This window comes from Pseudoalteromonas gelatinilytica (assembly GCF_001641615.1).
In the GTDB taxonomy this organism is placed as follows: domain Bacteria; phylum Pseudomonadota; class Gammaproteobacteria; order Enterobacterales; family Alteromonadaceae; genus Pseudoalteromonas; species Pseudoalteromonas gelatinilytica.
Genome location: NZ_LRRU01000015.1, coordinates 1 through 23,048, shown reverse-complemented (window position 1 = coordinate 23,048; position 23,048 = coordinate 1). Strand labels below are relative to the sequence as shown.

18 protein-coding genes and 2 pseudogenes are annotated in these 23,048 nt (G+C 41.9%); 13 read left to right on the top strand and 7 right to left on the bottom strand.

Annotated elements, in window-relative coordinates:
• Nucleotides 1-144: 144 nt before the first annotated feature.
• The 5 genes and pseudogenes from NH153_RS06975 to NH153_RS06955 form a co-directional block, all read right to left on the bottom strand.
• Entirely contained in the window at nt 145-765 is a 621-nt protein-coding gene (locus NH153_RS06975) for a hypothetical protein (protein ID WP_058584966.1), read from the bottom strand.
• A gap of 8 nt (nt 766-773) precedes the next feature.
• Nucleotides 774-3,149, bottom strand: a pseudogene (locus NH153_RS06970) (exonuclease domain-containing protein).
• Between the two features lie 216 nt (nt 3,150-3,365).
• Nucleotides 3,366-3,842, bottom strand: coding sequence for an FKBP-type peptidyl-prolyl cis-trans isomerase (locus NH153_RS06965; protein WP_063702316.1), 477 nt, complete (start codon nt 3,840-3,842; stop codon nt 3,366-3,368).
• Nucleotides 3,839-6,241, bottom strand: coding sequence for a Lon protease family protein (locus NH153_RS06960; RefSeq protein ID WP_063702315.1), 2,403 nt, complete (start codon nt 6,239-6,241; stop codon nt 3,839-3,841). Before NH153_RS06960 ends, NH153_RS06965 begins: the two co-directional genes overlap by 4 nt.
• Before the next feature lie 69 nt (nt 6,242-6,310).
• Nucleotides 6,311-6,769, bottom strand: a complete 459-nt coding sequence (locus tag NH153_RS06955; protein WP_054551664.1) for a zinc ribbon-containing protein — start codon at nt 6,767-6,769, stop codon at nt 6,311-6,313.
• A gap of 186 nt (nt 6,770-6,955) precedes the next feature.
• On the opposite strand from NH153_RS06955, the gene leuS reads away from it, so the two are divergent.
• The 13 genes from leuS (at nt 6,956) to lipA (ending at nt 19,665) form a co-directional block, all read left to right on the top strand.
• A complete protein-coding gene (leuS, locus tag NH153_RS06950) occupies nt 6,956-9,544 on the top strand; it encodes a leucine--tRNA ligase (protein WP_063702313.1) in 2,589 nt (862 codons plus the stop codon).
• A gap of 1 nt (nt 9,545) precedes the next feature.
• A complete protein-coding gene (locus NH153_RS06945; protein ID WP_063702311.1) occupies nt 9,546-10,034 on the top strand; it encodes an LPS-assembly lipoprotein LptE in 489 nt (162 codons plus the stop codon).
• A complete protein-coding gene (gene holA / locus NH153_RS06940; protein WP_063702308.1) occupies nt 10,034-11,074 on the top strand; it encodes a DNA polymerase III subunit delta in 1,041 nt (346 codons plus the stop codon). The genes NH153_RS06945 and holA overlap by 1 nt, the downstream gene beginning before the upstream one ends.
• Before the next feature lie 12 nt (nt 11,075-11,086).
• Complete coding sequence (gene nadD, locus NH153_RS06935; protein ID WP_063702306.1) at nt 11,087-11,722, top strand: nicotinate-nucleotide adenylyltransferase; 636 nt, start codon at nt 11,087-11,089, stop codon at nt 11,720-11,722.
• A gap of 56 nt (nt 11,723-11,778) precedes the next feature.
• Nucleotides 11,779-12,096, top strand: coding sequence for a ribosome silencing factor (gene rsfS, locus NH153_RS06930; protein ID WP_063702304.1), 318 nt, complete (start codon nt 11,779-11,781; stop codon nt 12,094-12,096).
• Nucleotides 12,097-12,123: 27 nt separating this feature from the next.
• Complete coding sequence (gene rlmH, locus NH153_RS06925; RefSeq protein ID WP_036967350.1) at nt 12,124-12,594, top strand: 23S rRNA (pseudouridine(1915)-N(3))-methyltransferase RlmH; 471 nt, start codon at nt 12,124-12,126, stop codon at nt 12,592-12,594.
• Nucleotides 12,595-12,602: 8 nt separating this feature from the next.
• A complete protein-coding gene (gene mrdA, locus NH153_RS06920) occupies nt 12,603-14,483 on the top strand; it encodes a penicillin-binding protein 2 (protein WP_063702302.1) in 1,881 nt (626 codons plus the stop codon).
• A complete protein-coding gene (gene rodA, locus NH153_RS06915) occupies nt 14,480-15,586 on the top strand; it encodes a rod shape-determining protein RodA (RefSeq protein WP_063702301.1) in 1,107 nt (368 codons plus the stop codon). Before mrdA ends, rodA begins: the two co-directional genes overlap by 4 nt.
• Nucleotides 15,586-16,353 (top strand): septal ring lytic transglycosylase RlpA family protein, encoded by a 768-nt coding sequence (locus NH153_RS06910; protein ID WP_063702299.1) that lies wholly within the window; start codon nt 15,586-15,588, stop codon nt 16,351-16,353. The genes rodA and NH153_RS06910 overlap by 1 nt, the downstream gene beginning before the upstream one ends.
• A 54-nt stretch (nt 16,354-16,407) precedes the next feature.
• Nucleotides 16,408-17,568 (top strand): serine hydrolase, encoded by a 1,161-nt coding sequence (locus NH153_RS06905; RefSeq protein WP_063702297.1) that lies wholly within the window; start codon nt 16,408-16,410, stop codon nt 17,566-17,568.
• 183 nt (nt 17,569-17,751) lie between these two features.
• Nucleotides 17,752-18,030 carry a DUF493 family protein YbeD gene (ybeD, locus tag NH153_RS06900; protein WP_054551674.1) on the top strand — a complete coding sequence of 93 codons (279 nt, stop codon included), beginning with the start codon at nt 17,752-17,754 and terminating at the stop codon, nt 18,028-18,030.
• Nucleotides 18,031-18,049: 19 nt separating this feature from the next.
• The gene (gene lipB / locus NH153_RS06895) at nt 18,050-18,703 is read left to right on the top strand and encodes a lipoyl(octanoyl) transferase LipB (protein WP_082874010.1); all 654 of its coding nucleotides are present in this window, start codon (nt 18,050-18,052) and stop codon (nt 18,701-18,703) included.
• Complete coding sequence (gene lipA, locus NH153_RS06890; RefSeq protein ID WP_063702293.1) at nt 18,700-19,665, top strand: lipoyl synthase; 966 nt, start codon at nt 18,700-18,702, stop codon at nt 19,663-19,665. The genes lipB and lipA overlap by 4 nt, the downstream gene beginning before the upstream one ends.
• A 186-nt stretch (nt 19,666-19,851) precedes the next feature.
• On the opposite strand, the gene NH153_RS06885 is transcribed toward lipA, so the two are convergent.
• Nucleotides 19,852-20,472, bottom strand: coding sequence for a hypothetical protein (locus NH153_RS06885; RefSeq protein WP_058584966.1), 621 nt, complete (start codon nt 20,470-20,472; stop codon nt 19,852-19,854).
• Nucleotides 20,473-20,480: 8 nt separating this feature from the next.
• Nucleotides 20,481-22,856, bottom strand: a pseudogene (locus NH153_RS06880) (exonuclease domain-containing protein).
• Between the last annotated feature and the right edge of the window lie 192 nt (nt 22,857-23,048).

Here is a 23,048-nt window from a genome sequence, read left to right as displayed (position 1 = left end):
ATACTTTATTAGGGATCTGAATACTCAGATCCCTTTTTTATTTCAACGTGAAATCAAATGCTTAGCCATCAAGATATGTCGAAAATTACATTCGAGAGCAGGTATATCCTCATTAAAAACAATAGGTTAGTAGGTCTACTGTAATTAATGGTGTGAGGTGTAGTACCAATTGTCTGCGTATTTTATTATTTGAGTTACATCTTCTTCATCTAAATCCGCATAGCTCCTTGGGTCGCCGCCGTCAGGGACATATAAAAAACCAGAATAGTTGTCCAATATCCCTCTAAAGGTGTAGAAGAAAACGTATTTCGAACCGTCGATATCTTGAACCACAATCTCATTTCCGCCCATTGATATTTTTGAATACTCAGAGCCTAGTGCTATTAACGATGAATTATGTTGTACATTAGAGACAAGCTCGCCAGAGTAAACCCTTGCGACGACTTCTTGACGTTGAGATTCATATAAGTGGAAATCTGCATTTATCCAGAGCTTCGTAAACGGAACAAACTCTAGTACAGCAAGGGCAACCAATTGGACTGCTAAGGGAATTGTTGCCAACCACCTAATTTCTTTGAACTTAAAAAGACATGAAATGCTAAAACCGAGTCCCGTTAAAAAGACAATAAATACCACAAGCATCAACGGCATCATCAAGAAAGGAGTTATCCAATCAATGATTGACCATTGAAATGCCATTATTAATATAGCGAATGCCGACACCCCGACAGCTAGCTTAGCTCTGTTCTCTATTCCTTTAATCATTGACTTCCTTATTGTAAGTTTTTAATTTTGCTCGCGACTGTAAAGTCTAGAATATCTTCTATTGTATATTTCTTATCTGTAATGCCAAGCTTTTGAGCTGGTGTTGTTGCTTCCTGATACAGTCCTTTGTTTTTAAGTGACTTTTCGTCGGTCAATACGTAGTTGTTGTAGACCCTCAATATCTCAATAATCATAACCGCCCATTTAGGGTTGTATGAAGCGTAGCCATTCCATCGTTTACTGTTTGTGGCTGATGTTATTGGTCGCTCGAACATATTGATTCGGCGGCGTATCATTTGAAAGTAGTTATCAACTCCATATGTAGATACATCTAACAAATTCTCAGATAGCGTTTGGCTAACAGATATAGCGCCATGAAAGCCTACTAATGGTTTTACTTGAACAGAATGTCTAGATTTAGGAAATGGATGAACTAACCACTCTGATTTAGCCGATCCTGATTCAATAGTACGTTTGTGCATCTCGGCAGCCCAATATTGTTGCGATATTTGAGCTAGTTTTTCTCTATCAACTTTGGCCCTCTTTATGTCGCTCATAGTAATCCCATGCTTAAGAAGAACTTGTTCTGACCAGGCACGCTTGTCTTGCATTTGGCTGGCATTGTTCCTTTCTGCTTTTACAAGCACAGGGTAGAGTTTGCTGGCCGCAATCTGTTCTTTCATCACTAACCCAATACCAAGTTCAAAGCCTTCGTCGGCATCTGCGAATAAACGAGTGTAACGCGCCTCATTTACGTACTGTTTTATCACTTCAAGGTGTGCCATGAGAGAATAAGTTTGTTGCACTAGTAAATTTTTATTTGGTGCTTTCAGAGGCAGGGTATCATCAACGTCATCAGTTTCGACTTCTTGATTGGATAGAACGTACTGACCATACCTTCTCTTGTGTTCAGGCTTCTTAAGATCACTACATCTGCTAATGTCTCTTTTAATTACTTCCCAGTCTGAGGTGGTGTCGAAGTTAACTGTACTAGCAAATACAAATCGAGTTTTATTGTCTACCGTTGAAGTATTTACCAGTTTCGTAGGGCGACTGTCCTTCTTATCACTCCAGTTAGACAGGTAGTGCTGCCTGTCCATACTAACTTCTAGGGTTTTGCCTTTTAAAGCCTGAATGTTGTTCTGTATGTGCCAACGGTCAAACTCAACACACTGGTTAAAGAAAAACTCGATACGGTGGTAAATTAAAGTGATAGGCACATCCAAAATTTCTTCCATTCTGTTGACGATACCTTTGTTAATAAGCATTCTGAACAATATTCCATTGATATCAGCTCTCTTTTGACCATACTCAGCGTTCAACGGTACGTTGAAAGGATTGTGACAGGCATTGCATTCAATCCTTTGGGCTTCTCGATACTTCAATGACTCTACTGTTGACGGTACTGTGCCTCTTAAGGTGTAACGCTTAGGCTTATCTAACCAATTTACCACCGCATTTCGACATGGCCTAGTTCGTCGTCGTGATGTTTCAAGTTTCTTATCAGGGCAACAAATCTCTTTATTGGAAAATATTTGCTTTTGCCTATTTGACTCTTCAACGAAAGCTTTGTTGTTTATCAGTTTTGTACTTGTGCCGCAGATGATGCAAGTTAACACGCGACCTATCTTTGTTTTAGTAAACCTATAATCATTACCTAACCCTCGCATTATAGAGCCATCAGCTTTGCGTTTGGGATTAAGTGCGGCTACACCATAGTTTCGGCAGTTTGGGTTCTTACAGTAGTTAAGCTGAATAGCTTTACCAGTGATAGGATCTTTGTAGGCTCTTGGGATTGGAAAGGCTGTAGGCTCGACACGTTCATTTTGATGCGGTGTCTTCGCAAGTGGTTTGTCACTCGAATAATGAAACTTCAGGTACAGCTCCGCTGTAATAAAGGCATCTATTGCGGCACCGTGTGATTTTCTTTCAGTAATGTCTATACCATAACGTATGCAAGCATTATCTAATTTGACCCATTTCCCATAGTTTTCCCTATTGGCAAAATCCCTCATCAAGCAAGATACGTCGTAATCTCTATTGAAGACAATATCTAGTCCACATCGATCAATTTCTGATTGCAGGAAATCAACATCAAATTCTGAATTGTAAAAGGAAAGTCGTGCACCATCTATGAACTCTAGAAATTCTTCAGCTATTTGGCAGAACGTTGGCTTATCAAGCAAAAATGAATCTTCAATTTGGTGTACCGCGTGGGCTTCCGACGTACTCTTCTTACCTTCAGGGTTTTAGAAGTAGTGGAAGATGCTGCCTGTGATATCGCCATCAATTATTTCTACGGCAGCAAGGTTAACAATGCGATGCTTGCCCTTGCGTGGAGACAAGCCAGTTGTCTCTGTATCTATTATTACTACTCTGTCCATTGATCCCCCTAGCGATCAATTCTAGTAATAATTAGAAAAATTTCAATTAACTACTTAAGCTATTGAATATATAGAAAATACATCTGCTCGCGAATGTTTTTTTTGCGTAAGTTTTAATGTTAACCCTATGATTTTATGTACATAAATAAAAAGGGATCTACATATGTAGATCCCTAATAAAGTATCAGCCCATCTTAATGAAGCCTTTTTTACATTTTAAGATTCTATCTTTATCAGCTCTACATCAAATATCAGTAGCGAGCCTGCTGGAATGCTGCCTGCACGTTTACGGCCATATGCAAGCTGTGGCGGGATATAAAAGGTAAACTTATCCCCTTCGCTCATAAGTTGTAAGCCTTCGGTCCAGCCTGCAATCACTTGATTTAAACCAAAGCTAATTGGCGAATTTCTTACCACTGAGCTGTCGAAAACACTGCCATCCATAAGCGTACCGTGATAGTGAACCTTTACTTTACTGGTTGCACTTGGCTTTGCGTCATTACCTGAACTTTGCTCAATTTTGTATTGCAACCCAGATGCGGTTTCATGAACATCATCAGCTTTGCCATTATTCGCTAAAAAATCCGCGGCAAGCTTCTCATTTTCAAGTGCTTGAAGCTTCGCTTTTTTACTATTTTTAAAAATTAAAAAGCAAAAAATACCAATGATCAGTAAAAGTATTAAATTAATCATTCAGCGTCCTTCTCATCATCATTATCGCCATTTACGATATCCGCAATATTGGCAAGCCTTGCTAACGCAAGTGCATTAATAGAGCCTTCTGGATAACCTTCTGCGGTCATTTCGCCTGCGTCTTTATCCATTAATAAACTCAGTGCTTGATCAACGGTTTCAACGGCATAAATGTTAAAGCGCCCTTTTTCAACGGCATCAATCACTTCATCATCAAGCACTAAATTAACTTGATTTGACTTAGGAATAATCACCCCTTGCTCGCCGGTTAGGCCACGCATTTTACAAAGCTTAAAGAAGCCTTCTATTTTCTCGTTGACGCCACCAATTGATTGCACATCACCATGCTGGTTAATTGAACCAGTCAGTGCAATAGATTGGCTAATAGGTAAGTTCGTAATAGCTGATATCAGCGCGCATAGCTCTGCTAATGAAGCACTATCTCCATCAATATAGCCATAGCTTTGTTCTATCGCGATATTGGCACTGAGCGTTAGACTAAATTGCTGAGCATATTTATTGCCTAAGTAACCGGTTAATAGCATCACCCCTTTTGAGTGAATGGCTTTACCCAGTTCAGCTTCTCGTTCAACGTCAATTACGCCATCTGCACCTGCGTACACAGTGGCGGTAATACGTGCAGGGGTACCAAATGAAGTATCACCAATGTGCAGCACAGTTAAACCATTTACTTTGCCCACTGCGTGACCTTCGGTTGCAATTAAAATTTGCCCCTCTTTGATATCACTCAGCATGGTTTCTGAAATTTGTCCGGTGCGGTATTGCTTGCCTACAATGGCTTCATCAATGTGATGAGCATCAATCATAGTTTGCCCATCTTGCTTGGCATAAAAACTCGCTTCTGCCACTAATTCCAATACATCAGCAAAACGAGCTGAGAGCTTATTGTGATGCTCAGCTTGGCGGTAACTAAACTTCAATAGTCTTGCCATCGCTGCTTCATTTGCAGTGCAATTAAGGGTTTGCTGGCAATATTCAGTCACCTTGGTAATGAACTGATATTGCAGTTTATCGCTACTTGGCAAGTAGTAATCAAAGTCAGCAAGGACACGGAATAACTCAGCAAACTCTTCATCATATTCACCTATCGTGTAATAAAGGTCGCGAGAGCCTAGCAGCACTATTTTTACATCAAGAGGTATAAGCTGCGGACGTAGTGTAAAACTACTTCCTACAGAGCTGTCTTGATAGGGTAAGTCGTTTTTAATTTGATGCGTTTTTAAAGACAGTTTTAGGCCATCCCACACTTGTGGGTTCGCCATGACTTTCTCGGCATCCATAATCAAATAACCACCATTGGCACGATGCAGTGCCCCAGGCTGAATTGAGCGGTAACTGGTGATAAGCGAGCCTTGCGAAGTCGCATATTCAATTTTACCGAAAATATTACCAAAGGTTGGGTTCGGCTCATACACCACAGGGGCTGCATCGCCCTCTTTGTATTCCACGAGAATATTTGGCGCAAAGAAGTCCGTTAGCATCCCTTTACGGTCAAAATCTTCTTTGTTTTCGTCGTTGTCATCGTCGTCAAGCCACTCAAGAACTGCATCAATAATTTCTTCGCGGATGTCTTTTAAGTAACGTAATACACCAATATGCGTGGCGTATTTATGCTCAAGGGCTTTAATAAGTGGTTTCGTAGCAAGCTCTGCGGTAGATTTTTTAAGATTACGCAGTTTTTCAGATGATTCACGTTTCCAACGAGGTAGCTCTATCAATGCTTCGATTAATGCGTCTTCAAGTTTTTCAATAACCTCATAAAACTCAATACGTAGAGGCTCTTCTAGGGCTGAAAATTCATTGTCGCTCAGTTGTTTACCATCAACTAAAGGCGCAAATCCAACAACACCATTTTCTTCAATCAGCGCAACACTTTGCTCAAGAGCAGCAATTTCAACAGCAGTAATTGCCGCATCATAGGTATCGTTAAACTCACGGTCGATTGATTTTTTCTTGCGCTGATAACCCGGGTTATCAAAAGCTGCTGGGAATGTATCGAGTACTTCGTCGATAAAAGAGTCTATATCGTCAGCTAATTGCTTCGATTGACCGGCTTGCATAAATAACGCGATTGGCTCACGGTGGTCGTCATAGTTGTTAACATACAACCACTCATTAGGCGTTGGGCGGTCTTTAGAATGGGCTGTGAGTTTGTCTTTTACTAAAGTGTATCGACCATGTGCAGCTTCACCCATCACATAAACATTATAACCAGGTAACTCCATGCCCAGTGAAAAGTCGAGGGCACTTTGCGCACGTTGCTGGCCAATAAATGGCAACGCTTCTGGATATGGGTTTTGCATACACGTGGCAACATGACTCGCCGCAATCTCAGGTGCTAACGCAGAAACAGGTAGTGGGATTAGTTTTTTTGTCATTCTAACTTCTTATTTCCCAGTCTTGACTGGGCATTATAGGTAACGCCCAGCACAAGCTTGCGTCACTGATTAAGGTTGTAATGCCTTACGGCGAAAATAAATACCGCCACATTCAGTACAAGGAGTAATTTGCGTAGCATGGTAAACATCGTAACTATGTTGACAATTTTTACATACTAATGTGCCCATGGCTATCCATTCTCCTTCTTGATAAACACCATTGTGTTGAAAATCTTGGTTTAAGGCTTGCCATTCGAGCTGAGTTTTATCTTCAATGTGCGACAACTCGTACCAAAGCGACTCTTTAAGCTCGAGCCATGCGAGTGAATCATAGTGACTGTCGTTTTCTTTGATGTGGTCGATATCGCGTTGTAAATAGTCACGATACTGATTTAATTTTTCTTGCCCTAAATCTTTAAGTGCCTGCTCTGATTCAACAAATTTCTCCATTGCATCCTTGAGCTCATGATCTTTTACGTCTTTAAGCCAAGCACTCAAATCACTCAGCCAAGATTTATAATCTGCCATCGTTTACTCCTTCAAAAGTGATGAAAAATCAACCGTTATTCTAGTTGAGTATAGGTTAACCTGCCCTGAAAATATATTTCCTTGGAAAATTAACAAAAGCGCCTATTTGCCGCTGTGATTAGCATGTATTTTGGGTTATCCTTATCGACAATTTTTTATTAATTTGCAAGAAGTCTGGAATCGTAGATGCAAGAGCAATATAACCCGCAAGACATTGAGTCAAAAGTACAAGCCTACTGGGAAGAAAACCAAGTATTTAAAGTCACTGAAGATGAGAGCAAAGAAAAGTATTACTGTCTATCTATGTTCCCATACCCAAGCGGCCGACTCCACATGGGTCACGTTCGTAACTACACCATTGGTGACGTAGTATCACGCTTCCAACGCTTGCAAGGCAAAAACGTAATGCAACCTATGGGTTGGGATGCGTTTGGTCTACCAGCTGAAAATGCAGCAATTAAAAACAACACGGCCCCTGCTAAGTGGACTTACGAAAACATCGATTACATGCGTAACCAGTTAAAGCAACTAGGTTTTGGTTACGACTGGGATCGTGAAATCGCAACATGTCACCCAGAATACTACAAGTGGGAACAATGGTTCTTCACTAAGCTTTACGAAAAAGGCTTAGTTTACAAAAAGATGTCAACAGTTAACTGGGATCCAGTTGACCAAACAGTACTTGCTAACGAGCAAGTAATTGATGGTCGTGGTTGGCGTTCAGGTGCGATTGTTGAGCAAAAAGAAATTCCACAATGGTTCATCAAAATCACTGATTACGCACAAGAGCTATTAGATGATTTAGATAAGCTTGATCACTGGCCTGAGCAAGTTAAAACCATGCAGCGCAACTGGATTGGTCGTTCTGAAGGTTTAGAAATCGAATTTAAGCGTGCTGATAACGAAGACACATTCAGTGTTTATACAACGCGTCCAGATACCTTCATGGGTGTGACGTATGTAGCTGTTGCTGCTGGTCACCCGATTGCTCAAGAAGCCGCTAAAAACAGCGATGCTGTAGCAATGTTTGTTGATGAGTGTAAAAACACGAAAATCGCCGAAGCAGACATGGCGACCATGGACAAAAAAGGCATTGCAACAGGCTTTTATGCAATTCACCCATTGACAGGTAAGCAAGTACCAATTTGGGTCGCTAACTTCGTATTAATGGATTACGGCTCAGGCGCTGTTATGGCTGTTCCTGCGCACGACCAACGTGACTACGAGTTTGCAACAGCGTATGGCCTTGAGATTGCTCAAGTTATTGCGCCAGCTGAAGGTTCAGAAGAAAGCGTTGATTTAGACAACCAAGCATTCACTGAAAAAGGCGTGTTAGTTAACTCTGGTGAGTTCGACGGCCTTGAATTTGAAGCAGCGTTTAATGCCGTTGCAGACAAACTAGAAGCACTGGGTGTAGGTGAGCGTAAAGTGAACTTCCGTCTACGTGACTGGGGTGTTAGCCGTCAGCGTTACTGGGGCTCCCCAATCCCAATGTTAAGCGACGAAAATGGTAATGAGCTTGCTGCAACAGAAGACATGCTGCCAGTTCGCTTACCAGAAGACGTGGTAATGAATGGTGTTACTTCACCAATCAAAGCTGATCCTGAGTGGGCTAAAACAACTGTAAATGGTGCGCCTGCATTCCACGAAACAGATACCTTCGATACCTTCATGGAATCGTCTTGGTACTACGCTCGTTACTGTAGCCCACGTTTTGACGAAGGCATGATTGAACCAGGTGCAGCAAATTACTGGTTACCAGTAAACCAATACATCGGTGGTATTGAGCATGCGATCTTGCACTTACTTTACTCGCGTTTCTTCCACAAATTATTACGTGACTTTGGTTTAGTAACCTCTGATGAGCCATTTGAGCGCTTACTATGTCAAGGCATGGTATTGGCAGATACTTTCTATCGTAAAGATGAGAAAGGCGGTGATATCTGGATTTCACCAACAGACGTACAAACTGAAACAGACGACAAAGGTCGTGTTGTTAAAGCGTGGCACAAAGAAGATGGCGAGCCAGTATTCTCTGCAGGCATGAGCAAAATGTCGAAATCGAAAAATAACGGTATCGACCCACAACAAGTTATCGCCCAGTACGGTGCGGACACAGTGCGTTTATTCATGATGTTCACTGCACCACCAGAGCAAACTCTTGAATGGTCTGATTCAGGTGTTGAAGGTGCAATGCGTTTCTTAAAACGTATTTGGAAATACGCTGTTGATGTTGAAACAGTAGGTTATCAAGCGCTTGATAAATCAGCGTTAAATAACGACCAAAAAGTACTTCGCCGTGAACTTCATAAAGCAATTGCAAAAGTGACTGATGACGTTGAGCGTCGTCAAACATTCAACACTGCAATCGCTGCAATCATGGAAATTTCGAACAAGTTACTTAAAGCACCACTTGCTGATAAACAAGATGTAGCAATTGCTAACGAAGCACTTGAAGCATTACTTATCATGCTTGCGCCTATCACACCGCACATGTGTCACCAGTTATGGCAAGACCTTGGCAAAGAAGGCGATATCTTAGATGCAGCATGGCCAACAGTTGATGAGTCAGCACTTGTTGAAGATGAGAAGCTAATCATTGTACAAGTTAACGGTAAGCTACGTGCTAAGCTAACAGTGCCTGCAGATGCAACTAAAGAGCAAGTTGAAGCATTAGCATTTGCTGAAGAAAACGTGACTAAGTTCACTGATGGCGCGACTATCCGTAAAGTAATTTACGTACCAGGCAAACTACTTAACGTGGTTGCTAACTAAGATGGCAGCGCTTCACGCACTGAAAAACGGACTAGCCCTTGCGCTAGTCTGTTTACTGCTGACAAGTTGTGGCTTTCATTTAAAGAAAGCCTCTAACTTGCCTGACGACTTAAAAGTCATCACGCTTGTTGGCGATGATGAAAAGTCAGCGCTTTTCGAATTAGTTGAAAAAGAGCTTATTGCGAGCAAAGTTGAACTTAACCAAGGTGGTAAACACCCTGAGTTAAAGATCCACAAAGACCGTTTAGAGCGTCAAATCTTGTCATTATTTGATAATGGTCAGGTTGCTGAGTATGAACTTGCCTACAGTGTAAGCTATACCTTGAAGCGCCCAGGACAAAAAGCCATTAATCAAAGCTTTGAATTGTATCGTAACTACCAAGACGACCCAGACAATGCCCTTGCCAAAGCAAAAGAGCTTGATTTGCTATTAAGCGAAATTCGGAAGCAAGCAAGTCGTCGTATCGTTCGTGAGTTATCACAACTGTAATGCGTTGTTATGCAAACCAACTTCCTAGCCAGTTAAAAAAAGGCTTAGCGCCTTTTTATATGGTATTTGGTGAAGAGCCTTATCAAATTGCGCAGTGCGTCATGCAAATACGCCAAGCAGCTAAACAACATGGCTTTGACGAAGTCATTAAATTTACCTTAATGCCGGGTTTTGACTGGCAAGAAATTGTTGCTCAATACCAAAGTATGTCGCTATTCAGCGCTCGTACCTTAATCGAGTTTGATTTAAACGAACAAAAACCAGGTACGCAAGGCAGTCAAATCTTTAAGCAACTTGTTGAGCTTGCTAATCCCGATACTATTTTGGTTTTAAAAGGTGCCAAAGCCAGCCAAGATATACAACGCAGCGCTTGGTTCAAAGCCTTAGATAAACAAGGTTTATTTGTTCCGTGTTATCCGCTTACGGGTAACCACCTAAGCCGTTGGTTAGATGAACAGTGTTATCGTCTAAACTTAAATCTTCACAACAACGCAAAACAAAGCTTAATTGATGCCACTGAAGGTAACTTACTAGCCTGCCACCAAGAATTAGAAAAACTGTCTTTGCTTTATGGTAGCGAACTGATTGACCAGCAAGCTGTGATGCAAGGACTACTCAACCAATCAAAGTTTGATATTTTTGATTTAAGCGATGCTTTATTGAGTGGTCATGCTGATCAAGCGGTTAAAGTGATGACAAAACTGGCTGCCGATAACACTGAAGCCATGAGTATTTTTTGGGCCATTAATAAAGAAGCTACTAACTTACTGGCATTGCAACACGGCCGTTTAAGCGGTGCCAATATGGCTGATTTATACAAGCAGTTTAATATTTGGAAAAACCAACAAGCCGCTGTGCAGCAAGCTTTAAATCGCTTAAATATTAATACCCTCGAACAAATCATAAAGCATTTAGCACAGTTTGATGCGGCTTATAAGCAAGGTAATTTGGTTGCTCCTTATCAAGCATTAATGCAAATATGCTTAGTGTTTTGCCAACCTGTGGCAATGCCATTACCTTGTCATCCGAACCTTGATTAAGAGTAACCATTGATGATTGCTATTTTCGGTGGCACCTTTGATCCAATTCACTTAGGTCATATTAATATGGCCGAGCAATGTGTTCAGCAGTGTCAACTCGATACCCTTTATTTTATGCCTTGCGCTATTCCTGCCCATAAAGCAAAACCTGGGATCAGTGATGAGCACCGTATTAACATGCTAAAGCTCGCCATTGAAAACAATCCACACTTTGCCATCGATTACCGTGAGTTAAACCGAGAAGGTGCCTCGTATTCGCTATTAAGCCTTGAAGAACTGCGCGCAGAAAACCCATCAGCACCGATTATGTTTTTAATCGGTATGGACTCATTCAATACCCTAGATAAATGGTTTAAATGGCAAGAAATTGTCAAGCTTTGTCACATTGTGGTGTACCAGCGTCCGGGGCAACACTGCCAAGTAGACGGTGAACTCGCTGCCTATAAAGCTCATGCCTTTACGGAGCAGCTCTGTCAACTACAACACGCTCCTGCTGGTAAGTTATTATTTTTAAATGGCTTACAAGTAAATGCTGCGTCTAGTGAAATCAGAGAAAAGTTACAATTAAATGCTACCACAGCGGAACTTTTACCTACTGCTGTCAGTCAATACATTGCGCAGCATCATCTTTACCAAACAGATGAATAAATACTGCCTACGTGATAAAATAACAAATTACGATTATTTATTTTTGAGAAAACACTTTGGATTCTAAACAACTACTCGCATTTGCCCTTGATAAAGTCGACGATATGAAAGCCCGTGATGTGGTTCAGCTTGATGTTCGTGGTAAATCTGACATTACCGATTACATGTTAGTATGCTCTGGTAACTCTAAACGTCACGTGCAATCAATTGCAGCTCACGTTGCTAAAGAAGCACGCCATGCAGGTGAAGAACCGCTTGGTTACGAAGGCCAAAATGAAGGCGAATGGGTGCTTGTTGACCTAGGTGATGTGGTTGTGCACGTAATGCAAGACCAAACTCGCGATTTCTATGATCTAGAGAAACTTTGGGGTTAACCCTTAGCAAGGACATAGGTAACCATTTTGAAAATACAATTGATTGCTGTTGGTACCAAAATGCCAGCATGGGTTGAAACCGGATTCACTGAATATCAACGCCGTTTTCCGCGTGATATGCCTCTTGAACTAATTGAAATCCCCGCAGGCAAACGTGGTAAAAATGCGGATATCAAACGTATTTTACAACTTGAAGGCGAAAAGACCCTAGCTGCGATCCCTAAAGGCAACCGCATTGTTACGCTAGAAGTAACTGGTAAACCAATGGATACCCATCAGCTGGCAAAAAGTATGGAAAAATGGCAACTTGATGGCCGTGATGTCAGCTTGCTGATCGGCGGTCCTGAAGGCTTAGCGCCTGAGTGTATCGCAGCCTCAGAGCAAAAGTGGTCATTATCCAACCTAACACTACCGCACCCTTTAGTGCGTATTATTGTTGCTGAAAGCCTATATCGTGGCTGGAGCTTGAATAACAACCACCCTTATCATCGCGAGTAGTAAAGCCAATGCGAAAACACAGACCCACAATTCGAGATCACTCGGCTGAAGCTAATTTATTTGCCCGCCGAGCATTTGTGGGTTTTGTGTTTGTTACACTGTTAATTGGCGTGTTGCTATCAAATTTATACAACATCCAAGTTATTGAGCATCAAGATTATCAAACCCGCTCGAATGATAACCGAATCAAAGTCATTCCTATCGCCCCTAACCGTGGCCTTATCTATGACAGAAATGGCGTGTTACTGGCAGAGAACAAGCCGGTTTATAATTTAGAAGTGATCCCCGAAGAGGTTGATAACCTCGAACAGGCACTGAGCGAAGTTGAAAAAGTTATTGAAATTAGTGAGCAACAAAAAGCTGACTTTTTAGATGACATTAAGCACAACCGCCGCTTTAAAAGCCAAGTATTAAAAGCCCGTTTAGATGAAACCGAAGTTGCAAAATTTTCGGTTAATCAGCATAAGTTTCCAGGCTTTAGTATCGAAGCGCGTCTAGCTCGCTATTACCCATATGGTGATACCCTCACCCATGCCTTAGGTTATGTTGCCAAACTCAACAAAAAAGAGCTCACCAAACTGGAAGCAGAAGACCAAGCAACCAACTACCGCGCAACGCACGACATTGGTAAGCTAGGTATCGAAAAGTATTACGAAGAACTTCTTCATGGTGTAGTTGGTTCACAGCGCGTTGAAGTGAATAACCGTGGCCGAGTTATACGTACTTTAAGCCTCACACCCCCTGAGCCTGGTCACGACTTAGTACTAACTCTGGATATTGGCCTACAGCAAATTGCTCAGCACGCATTGAAGGATATGCGTGGCGCCATCGTGGTACTAGACGCTAAAGATGGTGGTGTTTTAGCCATGTATTCCAACCCAAGTTATGACCCTAACTTATTTGTGCATGGCATCAGCAGTAAAGATTATAAAGAATTATTAAACCCAGACCGACCACTTATCAACCGGACTACCCAAGGCCGCTATGCGCCTGCCTCAACGGTTAAGCCCCATATGGCAATTCTTGCCCTTGAAGAAGGACTGGTAACCGAGCAAACACAAATTTGGGATCCGGGCTTTTTCCAAATTCCTAACGTAGAGCACAAATGGCGTGACTGGAAACGTTGGGGTCATGGTCATGTTGATGTGTATCGTGCCATTGAAGAATCATGCGATACCTATTTTTACGATGTTTCTTATCGACTCGGTATTACAAAAATCAGCGATTTTATGTCACAGTTTGGCTATGGCCAGCTATCGGGTATTGATATTCATGAAGAAACTGCCGCCATTATGCCTTCTAGAGAATGGAAAGAAGCACGTTTTAGAGAATCATGGTGGCGCGGTGATACGATTTCAGTGGGTATCGGCCAAGGCTATTGGACCGCCACACCGATGCAAATTGCTAATGCTACCAACATCTTAGTAAATCGAGGTTTAGATCACCCGCCACATCTTGTGCAGGTAGCGAAAAAAGAAGACGAAGTAACACAGATCAACAATGATGAGAAACCACCTTTGGTACTCAAAAACCCTCATCATTGGCAAATTGCACTAGATGCCATGCACAACACCGTGCATAAAGTCACCGGCACCGCCCATAAAGCATTTAAAGGAGCAAATTACGACCCAGCAGGTAAAACGGGTACTGCTCAGGTTGTAAGTATTGCCCAAGGAGAGCGTTATGATGCTAAGTCACTTAAAGAGCGTCAGCGAGATAACGCTATTTACGTTGGTTTTGCTCCTTACAAAGACCCACAAATAGTGGTCTCTGTGGTGGTTGAAAACACCGGTGGTGGTGGTACGGTTGGTGCGCCAATTGCGCGCCAATTGATGGATTACTACTTTTCAGCGAACCCAATACAAATTGCCCAGAGTGATGCGCCATGATCCCATTAAATAAAAAGCGTTCAATATGGCAGCGCCTACACCTAGACTTACCGCTGCTTCTAGCTCTGATGACGATGATGGTAGCCAGCCTTGCGATTGTATACAGTGCCAGCGGCCAAGACTCAGCGATGATGATACGCCACGCAACACGTATGTTTGGCGCTATCCTAGGCATGTTTATACTCGCGCAATTTTCACCTAATACATTAAAAAGCATGGTTATCCCTCTTTATTGCATCGGCCTTTTGATGCTGGTTGGGGTGTTGTTATTCGGGGTAAGTTCGAAAGGTGCTCAGCGCTGGCTTGATTTAGGTGTGACCCGTTTCCAGCCGTCAGAATTAATGAAAATTGCCGTGCCTATGATGGTTGCTTGGTATATTGGTCGCAATCATTTACCGCCTCGACCGCTGCACTTAATTATTGGTTTTGTGATTGTGATGGTGCCCACCATTTTAATTAAAGAGCAACCCGACTTAGGTACATCTATCTTGATTGCCAGTTCAGGTATTTTTGTATTGTTTTTATCTGGTCTTAGTTGGCGCTTGATTGGCTTTTTATCAGCGACAGTGGCATTAGCAGCTTGGCCGTTTTGGCATTACGTGATGCTTGATTATCAAAAGCAACGAGTACTGACCTTTTTAGATCCTGAAAGCGATCCGCTTGGCTCTGGTTACCACATTATTCAATCGAAAATTGCAATTGGCTCGGGAGGAATTGAAGGGAAAGGCTGGCTGCAAGGTACGCAATCGCAACTAGAGTTTTTACCTGAGCGTCATACCGATTTTATTTTTTCTGTACTGAGCGAAGAGTTTGGCCTGTTTGGGGTCTGTTTATTATTGTGTATGTACTTATTTATCATTGGTCGTGGGTTGTATATCGCAGTGAACGCTCAAGATGCGTTTGGTAAACTACTTGCTGGCGCATTAACACTGACCTTCTTTGTTTATGTATTTGTTAATATTGGCATGGTATCGGGTTTACTACCGGTTGTCGGTGTTCCGTTACCTCTGATAAGTTATGGTGGCACCTCAATGGTGACCTTAATGGCCGGATTTGGCATTATCATGTCAATCGCCACCGATAAAAGGATGCTTTTAAAATAATGACACAGCGAGTCAACTTCTTACTTATTGCGTTATTTTCTGTGCTGCTAGCAGCATGTAGTTCATCTTCGCAACAAGGCCGTTATGCCTTGGAGCATGATGCAGCCCCGCTTCGAAAACCAACCGAGTTGGAAATGCAAGATGCGATTGTCACTGCGGTTGTTAAAAGTGCAAGCGCTAGCCGTCCTTACGAGGTTCGCGGTAAACGCTACACGCCGATGCTAGATGAAACTGGCTATGCAGAAGAAGGCATTGCTTCGTGGTATGGTCGAAAGTTTCACAATTATCACACCTCAAACGGCGAAGTGTACGATATGTTTGCGATGACAGCCGCCCATAAAACGCTACCGCTACCGAGCTTTGCCAGAGTAACAAATTTAGATAATGGAAAATCAGTGATTGTTCGCGTCAATGACCGTGGCCCATTTCATGATGACCGTATTATCGATTTATCTTATTCTGCGGCCTATAAATTAGGTTATTACCGACAAGGTACAGCCCGTGTTAAGGTTGAGGCTGTTACCCTCGCCAATTCTGCCCCTCGTTTAAGCTACATACAGGTTGCAGCGGGAAGTACTCTTGCTAATGTTGAGGCGCTCGCGTTTCAACTTCGTCAGCAATATCATGTGCCAACAAACATTGTTGAAAAAGACGGGATCTATCGATTACGTCTCGGTCCAATAAAAGATGCCGCAGAAGCACAAGCAGTTTTAGAGAAGCTAAAACAAAACCAATTTCAGAACGCGTTCTTGCTTTACAGTGAGTAAGGCCTTTAGAATAGGTCAACGCGACATGTTTAACTTTAACCATTAATGAGTACGATGAAATCTATAAAATATAAAATCTTAAGTGGCGTTTGTGGCCTTGTTTGCACTGCTAGCGTATTTTCAGCAACAGCCCAAATCATCCCTGCCCCACCTCAAGTTAATGCGAAAGGTTACTTTCTGGTTGATTTCACCACAGGTAAAGTGATTGCCGAAGGCGAAGCAGATACCAAATTAGCACCGGCTAGTTTAACCAAAATGATGACCAGTTATGTAATTGGTACAGAAATCAAAGCAGGCAATATTGCGCCAACTGATATGGTTACTGTAAGCGAAAAAGCGTGGGCAAAAAATTTCCCTGAGTCATCAAAAATGTTTATCGAAGTGGGTAAGCAGATCAGTGTTGATGACCTTAACCACGGTATTATTATTCAATCAGGTAACGATGCTTGTGTCGCAATGGCTGAGCACATTGCTGGAAGTGAAAGTGCATTTGCTGATTTAATGAATGCCCATGCAGAAAAGCTTGGTATGACGAATAGTCACTTCATTAACAGCCACGGCTTAGATACTAACGAGCACTACACAACACCACGCGATATGGCAACATTAGGTGCTGCTCTTATTCGTGATGTTCCAGATGAATATGAAGTATACGCACAAAAATCATTTACGTTTAATGGCATCAAGCAATACAACCGCAACTCATTGTTGTGGGATGAAAGCATGAATGTTGATGGTATTAAAACAGGCCATACATCAGAAGCAGGCTACAGCTTAGTTAGCTCAGCAACAAAAGACGACATGCGTTTAATCGCGGTAGTGATGGGCACAGAAAGCGAGCGTGCACGTAAAGTTGAAAGCAAAAAGCTATTAAACTACGGTTTCCGCTTTTTCGAAACAATCACACCATACAAAGCAGGCGACAGCTTTGCTGAGCAACGTATTTGGATGGGTAACAAAGAAAACGTATCGCTAGGTATACTAGAAGATACGCCAATTACTATTCCACGTGGCCAACGTAAAAACTTAAAAGCGAACTTCGAGCTTGATAAAACATTAGAAGCACCGCTTGCTAAAGGCACGAAAGTAGGCACGCTTTTCTTACAACTTGAAGGTGAAGAAATTGCACAATATCCACTAGTTACACTAGAAGAAGTGGAAGAAGGCAGCTTCTTTAGCAAGATTTACGATTACCTACGTTTACAGATCCAGTAATCTGGTCATAAAGTTTATAAACGCCTTGCATCGCAAGGCGTTTTTTTTTGTCTGAAAAATGATAGAATGCGCCCCATATCAGTCGCGCTGGGTCGAGTGCGTCGTAATCTAAGTTTGCTTAATATCAAGAAATGGTAGAGATCACTTCTTTTAAGCACACGCATTGTTTGAGGAGTCACCGTCGTGGTTCAACCTGTAAAAAATACTAAGTTTGACGAGTATTTAGATTTCCCTTGCCCATTCACATTTAAAATCATGGGCTTAGCAAACGTAAATCTGACGGATCAGATCCTAGAAAAGCTGCAACCAATTGCACCGGGCGACTATGCGCCAAAGGTTAAACCAAGCAGCAAGGGTAATTACGAATCTGTGACGCTTGTAGCAACCGTTACAAGTAAAGAGCACATTGAAGAAATTTATAACGTGATCAGCAACATCGATGACGTACGTCACATGCTATAGGCCGATTACGGAGTAACTCGTGAGCGAAAGAGAATTAATCGTTCGTCAATTAGGTCGTCAGCGTTACATGCCAATTTGGCAAAAAATGCAATCTTTTACCGACACCCGTGATGAGCACACTGCCGATGAAATTTGGCTTGTAGAGCACGAGCCTGTATTTACGCAAGGCCAAGCTGGTAAAGCTGAGCACTTATTAAATACCGGTGATATCGAAGTGATCCAAGTAGACCGTGGGGGTCAAGTAACCTACCACGGACCGGGTCAGCAAATGATGTATGTGCTGTTCAACTTACGCCGTTTAAACATTGGTGTAAGAGAGCTGGTAACCTGGCTTGAAGAGTGCATTATCGACACGTTAAAAGACTATGACATTGATGCCTACGCAAAAGCAGATGCACCGGGTGTTTACGTTAACGATAGCAAAGTTGCTTCATTAGGTCTTCGCGTTCGCCGCGGTTGCTCTTTCCACGGTTTAGCACTTAATGTAAACATGGATCTAAGTCCATTTTTACGTATTAATCCATGCGGCTATGCTGGCATGAACATGGTGCAAACAACCGACCTTAACGGTCCGCAAAACCTCGAGCAAGCAGGTTCAGGGCTTGTAAAACACATGATTAAAAAGCTTAATGCTACTGTGGTTAAGCACACTGAAGGGTTTGAAAACGAATGAATAAACCAGTCAAAATGGAACCGGGCGTAAAACTGCGTGATGCAGAAAAAATGGCGCTGATCCCAGTTAAAGTTTTACCGACTGAAAAGAACGAAATGCTGCGTAAGCCAGAGTGGCTAAAAATTCGCTTACCAAAATCAACCGAGCGTATTGATGGTATTAAACAAGCGATGCGTAAACATGGTTTGCACTCAGTGTGTGAAGAGGCATCATGCCCTAACCTATCTGAATGTTTCAACCACGGTACAGCGACTTTCATGATTTTAGGTGCAATTTGTACTCGTCGTTGCCCGTTCTGTGATGTTGCCCACGGCCGTCCATTAAAGCCAGATGCAGCTGAGCCTGAAAAGCTCGCACTGACTATTAAAGACATGAAGCTGAGCTATGTTGTAATCACGTCAGTAGACCGTGATGACTTACGTGATGGCGGTGCACAGCATTTTGCTGATTGTATTCGTGAAATTCGTAAGCACAATCCAAATATCACAATTGAAATCTTAGTACCTGATTTCCGTGGTCGTATGGACAGAGCCCTTGATATCTTAATTGAGACGCCACCAGATGTATTTAACCACAACCTAGAAACAGCACCGCGTTTATACAAATTAGCGCGTCCAGGTGCTGATTATAAGTGGTCACTTGAGCTATTACGTCGTTTTAAAGAAGCGCACCCAAATGTGAAAACGAAGTCTGGCTTGATGGTGGGTCTTGGTGAAGAGATCAGTGAAATCGAAGAAGTGTTACGCGATTTACGCGCACACAACGTTGATATGCTTACCGTAGGTCAATACTTGCAACCTTCTAAGCACCACTTACCGGTTAAACGCTACGTGCCGCCAGCAGAGTTTGATGGACTAAAAGAGTATGCAGATGAAATTGGCTTTACACATGCAGCTTGTGGCCCATTTGTTCGCTCAAGCTACCATGCTGACCAACAAGCAGCTGGTAAAGAAGTGAAGTAAGCCTTCTTACAGATGTTAAAAAGCCCGCATTAAGCTGGGCTAATACTTTATTAGGGATCTGAATACTCAGATCCCTTTTTTATTTCAACGTGAAATCAAATGCTTAGCCATCAAGATATGTCGAAAATTACATTCGAGAGCAGGTATATCCTCATTAAAAACAATAGGTTAGTAGGTCTACTGTAATTAATGGTGTGAGGTGTAGTACCAATTGTCTGCGTATTTTATTATTTGAGTTACATCTTCTTCATCTAAATCCGCATAGCTCCTTGGGTCGCCGCCGTCAGGGACATATAAAAAACCAGAATAGTTGTCCAATATCCCTCTAAAGGTGTAGAAGAAAACGTATTTCGAACCGTCGATATCTTGAACCACAATCTCATTTCCGCCCATTGATATTTTTGAATACTCAGAGCCTAGTGCTATTAACGATGAATTATGTTGTACATTAGAGACAAGCTCGCCAGAGTAAACCCTTGCGACGACTTCTTGACGTTGAGATTCATATAAGTGGAAATCTGCATTTATCCAGAGCTTCGTAAACGGAACAAACTCTAGTACAGCAAGGGCAACCAATTGGACTGCTAAGGGAATTGTTGCCAACCACCTAATTTCTTTGAACTTAAAAAGACATGAAATGCTAAAACCGAGTCCCGTTAAAAAGACAATAAATACCACAAGCATCAACGGCATCATCAAGAAAGGAGTTATCCAATCAATGATTGACCATTGAAATGCCATTATTAATATAGCGAATGCCGACACCCCGACAGCTAGCTTAGCTCTGTTCTCTATTCCTTTAATCATTGACTTCCTTATTGTAAGTTTTTAATTTTGCTCGCGACTGTAAAGTCTAGAATATCTTCTATTGTATATTTCTTATCTGTAATGCCAAGCTTTTGAGCTGGTGTTGTTGCTTCCTGATACAGTCCTTTGTTTTTAAGTGACTTTTCGTCGGTCAATACGTAGTTGTTGTAGACCCTCAATATCTCAATAATCATAACCGCCCATTTAGGGTTGTATGAAGCGTAGCCATTCCATCGTTTACTGTTTGTGGCTGATGTTATTGGTCGCTCGAACATATTGATTCGGCGGCGTATCATTTGAAAGTAGTTATCAACTCCATATGTAGATACATCTAACAAATTCTCAGATAGCGTTTGGCTAACAGATATAGCGCCATGAAAGCCTACTAATGGTTTTACTTGAACAGAATGTCTAGATTTAGGAAATGGATGAACTAACCACTCTGATTTAGCCGATCCTGATTCAATAGTACGTTTGTGCATCTCGGCAGCCCAATATTGTTGCGATATTTGAGCTAGTTTTTCTCTATCAACTTTGGCCCTCTTTATGTCGCTCATAGTAATCCCATGCTTAAGAAGAACTTGTTCTGACCAGGCACGCTTGTCTTGCATTTGGCTGGCATTGTTCCTTTCTGCTTTTACAAGCACAGGGTAGAGTTTGCTGGCCGCAATCTGTTCTTTCATCACTAACCCAATACCAAGTTCAAAGCCTTCGTCGGCATCTGCGAATAAACGAGTGTAACGCGCCTCATTTACGTACTGTTTTATCACTTCAAGGTGTGCCATGAGAGAATAAGTTTGTTGCACTAGTAAATTTTTATTTGGTGCTTTCAGAGGCAGGGTATCATCAACGTCATCAGTTTCGACTTCTTGATTGGATAGAACGTACTGACCATACCTTCTCTTGTGTTCAGGCTTCTTAAGATCACTACATCTGCTAATGTCTCTTTTAATTACTTCCCAGTCTGAGGTGGTGTCGAAGTTAACTGTACTAGCAAATACAAATCGAGTTTTATTGTCTACCGTTGAAGTATTTACCAGTTTCGTAGGGCGACTGTCCTTCTTATCACTCCAGTTAGACAGGTAGTGCTGCCTGTCCATACTAACTTCTAGGGTTTTGCCTTTTAAAGCCTGAATGTTGTTCTGTATGTGCCAACGGTCAAACTCAACACACTGGTTAAAGAAAAACTCGATACGGTGGTAAATTAAAGTGATAGGCACATCCAAAATTTCTTCCATTCTGTTGACGATACCTTTGTTAATAAGCATTCTGAACAATATTCCATTGATATCAGCTCTCTTTTGACCATACTCAGCGTTCAACGGTACGTTGAAAGGATTGTGACAGGCATTGCATTCAATCCTTTGGGCTTCTCGATACTTCAATGACTCTACTGTTGACGGTACTGTGCCTCTTAAGGTGTAACGCTTAGGCTTATCTAACCAATTTACCACCGCATTTCGACATGGCCTAGTTCGTCGTCGTGATGTTTCAAGTTTCTTATCAGGGCAACAAATCTCTTTATTGGAAAATATTTGCTTTTGCCTATTTGACTCTTCAACGAAAGCTTTGTTGTTTATCAGTTTTGTACTTGTGCCGCAGATGATGCAAGTTAACACGCGACCTATCTTTGTTTTAGTAAACCTATAATCATTACCTAACCCTCGCATTATAGAGCCATCAGCTTTGCGTTTGGGATTAAGTGCGGCTACACCATAGTTTCGGCAGTTTGGGTTCTTACAGTAGTTAAGCTGAATAGCTTTACCAGTGATAGGATCTTTGTAGGCTCTTGGGATTGGAAAGGCTGTAGGCTCGACACGTTCATTTTGATGCGGTGTCTTCGCAAGTGGTTTGTCACTCGAATAATGAAACTTCAGGTACAGCTCCGCTGTAATAAAGGCATCTATTGCGGCACCGTGTGATTTTCTTTCAGTAATGTCTATACCATAACGTATGCAAGCATTATCTAATTTGACCCATTTCCCATAGTTTTCCCTATTGGCAAAATCCCTCATCAAGCAAGATACGTCGTAATCTCTATTGAAGACAATATCTAGTCCACATCGATCAATTTCTGATTGCAGGAAATCAACATCAAATTCTGAATTGTAAAAGGAAAGTCGTGCACCATCTATGAACTCTAGAAATTCTTCAGCTATTTGGCAGAACGTTGGCTTATCAAGCAAAAATGAATCTTCAATTTGGTGTACCGCGTGGGCTTCCGACGTACTCTTCTTACCTTCAGGGTTTTAGAAGTAGTGGAAGATGCTGCCTGTGATATCGCCATCAATTATTTCTACGGCAGCAAGGTTAACAATGCGATGCTTGCCCTTGCGTGGAGACAAGCCAGTTGTCTCTGTATCTATTATTACTACTCTGTCCATTGATCCCCCTAGCGATCAATTCTAGTAATAATTAGAAAAATTTCAATTAACTACTTAAGCTATTGAATATATAGAAAATACATCTGCTCGCGAATGTTTTTTTTGCGTAAGTTTTAATGTTAACCCTATGATTTTATGTACATAAATAAAAAGGGATCTACATATGTAGATCCCTAATAAAGTATCAGCCCA

Bases quoted from the DNA above. Each gene is read 5' to 3' on its own strand.
- NH153_RS06975 (WP_058584966.1), bottom strand. From the start codon at position 765: ATGATTAAAGGAATAGAGAACAGAGCTAAGCTAGCTGTCGGGGTGTCG.
- NH153_RS06965 (WP_063702316.1), bottom strand. From the start codon at position 3,842: ATGATTAATTTAATACTTTTACTGATCATTGGTATTTTTTGCTTTTTA.
- NH153_RS06960 (WP_063702315.1), bottom strand. From the start codon at position 6,241: ATGACAAAAAAACTAATCCCACTACCTGTTTCTGCGTTAGCACCTGAG.
- NH153_RS06955 (WP_054551664.1), bottom strand. From the start codon at position 6,769: ATGGCAGATTATAAATCTTGGCTGAGTGATTTGAGTGCTTGGCTTAAA.
- leuS (WP_063702313.1), top strand. From the start codon at position 6,956: ATGCAAGAGCAATATAACCCGCAAGACATTGAGTCAAAAGTACAAGCC.
- NH153_RS06945 (WP_063702311.1), top strand. From the start codon at position 9,546: ATGGCAGCGCTTCACGCACTGAAAAACGGACTAGCCCTTGCGCTAGTC.
- holA (WP_063702308.1), top strand. From the start codon at position 10,034: ATGCGTTGTTATGCAAACCAACTTCCTAGCCAGTTAAAAAAAGGCTTA.
- nadD (WP_063702306.1), top strand. From the start codon at position 11,087: ATGATTGCTATTTTCGGTGGCACCTTTGATCCAATTCACTTAGGTCAT.
- mrdA (WP_063702302.1), top strand. From the start codon at position 12,603: ATGCGAAAACACAGACCCACAATTCGAGATCACTCGGCTGAAGCTAAT.
- rodA (WP_063702301.1), top strand. From the start codon at position 14,480: ATGATCCCATTAAATAAAAAGCGTTCAATATGGCAGCGCCTACACCTA.
- NH153_RS06910 (WP_063702299.1), top strand. From the start codon at position 15,586: ATGACACAGCGAGTCAACTTCTTACTTATTGCGTTATTTTCTGTGCTG.
- NH153_RS06905 (WP_063702297.1), top strand. From the start codon at position 16,408: ATGAAATCTATAAAATATAAAATCTTAAGTGGCGTTTGTGGCCTTGTT.
- lipA (WP_063702293.1), top strand. From the start codon at position 18,700: ATGAATAAACCAGTCAAAATGGAACCGGGCGTAAAACTGCGTGATGCA.
- NH153_RS06885 (WP_058584966.1), bottom strand. From the start codon at position 20,472: ATGATTAAAGGAATAGAGAACAGAGCTAAGCTAGCTGTCGGGGTGTCG.